The following is a 4,638-nucleotide window of genomic DNA, read 5'->3' on the forward strand; positions in this document are numbered from 1 at the left end:
CCCGGCGCCGTCCTGCGGTCGATGGCGGCGGTCGGCCGCGACCCGCGCTTCCTGGCGTTCACGCTGACCGCGGGCTGCGCCAGCGGCGCCCAGTTCAGCTATCTGGCCGGTTCGTCGTTCGTCTTCCAGGACGTCTACGGTCTCGGCCCGCAGGGCTACAGCCTGCTGTTCGCGGTCAACGCCGTCGGGATGATGCTGTCGGGCCAGATCGCGGGACGGCTGGCCGGACGGGTGCCGATGCGGGCGCTGCTGGCCGTCGGGCTCGGCTTCTCCGCGGCGGCCGGGCTCCTGGCGCTGGTCGCGGTCCTGGCCGACGCCGGGATCGGGCTGCTGTCACCGGCGTTCTTCCTGATGGTCGCCGGGCAGGGCCTGATCTACCCGATGGCGCTGACGCTCGCGATGTCGAGCCAGCCCTCGGCGCGCGCGGGCAGTGCTTCGGCGCTGTTCGGTCTGGTCCAGTGGGTGTTCGGCGGGCTGACCGGGCCACTGTCGGGGGCGTTCGGCGCGACCGCGCTGCCGCTGGCGCTGATCGTCGCGGTGCTCGGGGCGGCCGGCTGTGTGGTGGCGGGGCTCACCGCGCGCCGGTGAGCCGCAGATCGCGCAGCACCCCGGCCAGCGGGGAGGTCGCGTCGTCGTCGGCGAGCAGGTTGGTGAGCTGGTGCGGGTCCTTGACCAGGTCGTAGGACTCGCGGAAGGTGACGGCGCCGGTCCCCTCGGTGGGGAGCCCGGCGTCGTCGAGGACGGTGTCGTAGTACTCGATGTACTGCCGGTCGTGGGTGAGCGCCGACGCCCAGGTGGGCGGCTGGTTCGCGGTCTTCTCCCGGCCGTTCCACCACTCCACCAGCAGCACCTCCCGCTCCCACGGCGACAGCAGGGACCGGCCGTCGGCGTCGAGGGGTTCGGCACGGGCCGCCTCCAGCAGGGTCGCCGCGAGGTCGATGTTGGCGGCCAGCCGACGGTCGGCGCCGCCGGGCAGCCGGGCCGGCCACGACAGCCACATCGGCACCCGGACGGCCGGGGCGTACGGCACGCTCTTGCGCATCCAACCGTGGTCGGACCAGCTGTAGCCGTTGTCGCTGACCACCGCGATCACGGTGTCGTCGAGCGAACCGGCGCGCGCCAGCTCCTCGATCATGGCGGCGAACAGGTCGTCGACCGAGCGCAGGGCGCGGAGCTGCTTGGCCCGCAGGTCCTGGCCCGCTGCGCTGGTCGCGCCCGACGCCTGGATGTAGGGCGGCTTGTCGGAGCGGTCGGACTCCCCCGCCGACGGCCGCGGCCGCCACTCCGGCACGGCCAGCCCGGCGTACTTGGGCTCGGCCTGGAACGGGGCGTGCGGCGCGTACGGCGCGACGTACAGGAACCACGGCCGGTCGTCGCCCTCGCGCAGGAACCGGACGGCCTCCTCCCGGACGACCGTGGTCGTGTACTTCGAGCGCTTGTGCTGGGTCCCGTCGACGTTCCAGACGGCGTCCTCGTAGCGCGGCCTGGCCATGACGGCGTACTTCTCGAACCCAGGCGGGGCGTCGCCGGCCCGCCAGCCGTTGAGGTACTTGCCGACCATCCCGGTGCGGTATCCGGTCTCGCGCAGCCGGTGCTGGAGGGTGGTCCGCGGGTCGAGCAGCAGGGGGTGCTCGTTGTCGCGCACGCCGTGCCGGTGGGCGTACCGGCCGGTGAGGATCGAGGAGCGCGCCGGGGCGCACAGCGGGGTGGTCGTGCGGGCTTCGGTGAAGGCGATCCCGTACCGCTCCATGTGCCGGCGGAGTTTCGGCAGTGCCCAGAGCGTGTCACCGGGCTGGTCGTCGGTGACCAGGACCAGCACGTTCGGGCGGCGTGCCGGGCGGCCGGGCCCCGGCCGCAGGATCGCGGGCGACGCCACCGCGACGGGCAGCGCCGACAGCGCGGCGAAGGCGGTGCCGGACAGAACGCTACGACGGCTGATCACTCGGGGGCTCCTTAGCCGGGAAGGGGCGAAGGCCCCTCGATCCTTACCCTGAGCGACCGATCGTACTCAACTTGTACTCGCCAAGGCGCGGCCAAGGGCGTAGACGGCACGCAGATCCGTGCCCTGATAGGAGACGGCAGCCAGTCCGGCGACATGGTGGTCGGCGTTGACGGCGACCGTTCTGCGCACCTGCCGGAACAGCGGGGCGTCGGACATCGAGTCCCCGTAGGCGACGACCCGCTCCAGATCCAGCCCGTGCCGGGCGCAGAGTTCGCCGGTGACGCGCACCTTGGCGTCGGGGTCGAGGATCCCGGCCGGATCGAGCGGTTCCCGGAACGGCAGGGCGGGAAACCGGGACGCCACGACATCGTCGACGCCGAGGTCGAGCAGGTGCCGGGCGAAGAAGTCCGGCGACATCGTGATGACGGCGCTGTGCTCGCCGCGCGCCCGGATGTCGGCGCAGACCTCCGCGATCCCGTCCAGCCACGGCGCGTCCCGGAAGGCCGCCGCGACCAGCTCGGGGGTGAGGTCGTGCCAGAGGGCGCGCAGTTCGGCGGCGAAACCGCGGGTGTCGAGCCGCCCCGAGGCGAACCCGGCTTCGAGTTCGCGCAGCTCGGCGACGGTGCCGAGCCGCCCGGCCAGATGCAGGCTCGCGGTGGTGCCGCGCAGGAGGGTGCCGTCCATGTCGAACACGTGCAAGATCACGACCCCCATTGTGACGGACGCCGCAACCCCATTACCGGCCAATGAGACATTGACCAATGACACATAGCCGACCGATCCGTTAGAGTCCGTCATGTTTCGGGGCGTAGTGCCGGGAATGTGAGGAAGCTGTGAACCTGATAGCGGAAGAAGTCATCAAGCCTGCCGGGGGCGCCGCCCTGGACCAGGTGTTCATCGCCAGCGGAGCGGCGCTCGTGCTCACCGTCGGCCTGCTCGTCCTCGGCTGGGGACATCGGACCGGAAAGCTGCCGATCCTGACCAGGCTGGCCGAACTGTCGCGCAAGGTCGGCGGGGACTCCCTGCCCGGCTGGGCGTCGCTGCCGTCCGCGGTCGCGCTCGGCGCGCTGGTCACCGCACTCCTCGGGATGTACTGGGACATCTCCCTGCACATCACCCACGGCCGGGACGAAGGCCCCCTGGCCAACCTCGCCCACTACCCGATCCTCATCGGACTGTTCGGCATCTTCGCCGCGGGCATGATCGCGCTCGTCCTGCCCAAGGACCGGCCGGGACCGTCCCCGATCCGGATCACCCGGACCTGGTACGCCCCCGCCGGGGCGATCCTGGTGGCGGGCGCGGGCTTCTACGCCCTGCTCGGCTTCCCCCTCGACGACGTGTGGCACCGCATCTTCGGCCAGGACGTCACCCTGTGGGGCCCCACCCACCTCATGCTCATCGGCGGCGCGGGCCTGTCGCTGGTCGGCCTGATGGTCCTGGAACGCGAAGGCCGTTCCGACGCCGCCGCCGGGGAGCCCAGCAAGGTGCTCTCCTACCTGCGGCGCGGCATGATCTGCGGCGGCCTCCTCATCGGGCTGTCGGTGTTCCAGGCCGAGTTCGACTTCGGGGTGCCGCAGTTCCGGCAGGTCAACCAGCCGTTCATGATCGCGCTGGCGGCGGGCTGCGCGCTGGTCGCGGCCCGGCTCTGGATCGGCAAGGGCGGCGCGGTCTTCGCGGCACTGTTCTACTTCCTGGTCCGCGGCGGCGTGTCGCTCGCCGTCGGCCCCGTCATCGGCGAACTGACCCCCTCGGTGCCGATGTACCTGGCCGAAGCGGTCTGCGTCGAGGTCGTCGCCCTGCTGCTGATCAGGCGTCCGCTGCTGTTCGGGCTGGTGTCCGGCGCGGCTATCGGCACCGTCGGGTTCGCCGCCGAGTACGCCTGGACCCAGGTGGCGTTCCCGCTACCCTGGCACTCCGACATCATCGTCGAAGGCGTCGCGATGGCGCTCGCCGGCGGTCTGGCCGGCGGAGTGCTCGGCAGCCTGCTCGCCCTCGGCATCGAGGGCCGGCTGCCCCGCCCGCAGGTCAGCCGGCCGCTGTTCGCCGCGTCCCTGCTCGTCATCGCCGGAGCCGTCGCCAACGGGCTGCTGTTCAGCATCCCCAAGGACATGACCGCGACCTTCGCGCTGACCCCCGACGGCCACGCGACCGTCCAGCTCAGCGCACCCGTCGACGACGCCGCATGGGTCGACATCACCGCCTGGCAGGGCGGCGGGCTGCACGTCGACCCGCTGGAGCGCACCGGCCCCGCCACCTACCGGACGACCAAGCCGATGCCGCTGACCGGCGACTGGAAGACCCTGCTCCGCATCCACGACGGGCGCACGCTCGCGGCCGTCCCGATCTACCTGCCGGCCGACCCCGCGATCGGCGCGACCGAACTGCCCGCCGAGGCGAGCTTCACCCGTCCCGTCGGCAGCGAACGCAAGATCCTCCAGCGGGAGCTGAAGGACGACGTGCCCGGCTGGGTGTGGGCCGCCGCCTCACTCATCGTGCTGGCCTGCACCCTCACCCTGGTGCTGGCCCTCGGCTGGGGGGTCGGCCGGACGTCCCGCGCCGTCGCCGCCCCGCGCGAGGCGGTACGGTCTCGGACATGACCCCCATCCTCGCCCATCACGCCGCAGTCGAGGCCATAGCCCTTTTCGTCCCGGCCCTGGCCATCATCGGCGTCATCGCGGCGGCGGTCGTCATCGACC

Annotated in this window: 4 protein-coding genes; 2 read left to right on the forward strand and 2 right to left on the reverse strand. The window is 72.2% G+C overall.

The window, feature by feature from the left end:
• Positions 1-588, forward strand: a 588-nt coding sequence (locus ACYVE7_RS22910) for an MFS transporter (RefSeq protein WP_460367063.1), incomplete at its 5' end; no start/stop codon positions are given.
• Here ACYVE7_RS22910 and ACYVE7_RS22915 read toward each other — a convergent pair.
• Positions 572-1,942, reverse strand: coding sequence for a sulfatase family protein (locus ACYVE7_RS22915; protein WP_460367064.1), 1,371 nt, complete (start codon positions 1,940-1,942; stop codon positions 572-574). The two genes, ACYVE7_RS22910 and ACYVE7_RS22915, sit on opposite strands and share 17 nt — an antisense overlap.
• Positions 1,943-2,008: 66 nt before the next feature.
• Entirely contained in the window at positions 2,009-2,647 is a 639-nt protein-coding gene (locus tag ACYVE7_RS22920; RefSeq protein WP_460367065.1) for an HAD family hydrolase, read from the reverse strand.
• A 128-nt stretch (positions 2,648-2,775) separates the two neighbouring features.
• Here ACYVE7_RS22920 and ACYVE7_RS22925 point away from each other — a divergent pair, with 128 nt between their 5' ends.
• Complete coding sequence (locus tag ACYVE7_RS22925) at positions 2,776-4,539, forward strand: hypothetical protein (protein ID WP_460367066.1); 1,764 nt, start codon at positions 2,776-2,778, stop codon at positions 4,537-4,539.
• Positions 4,540-4,638 lie beyond the last annotated feature (99 nt).

Source organism: Actinocorallia lasiicapitis, assembly GCF_054778695.1.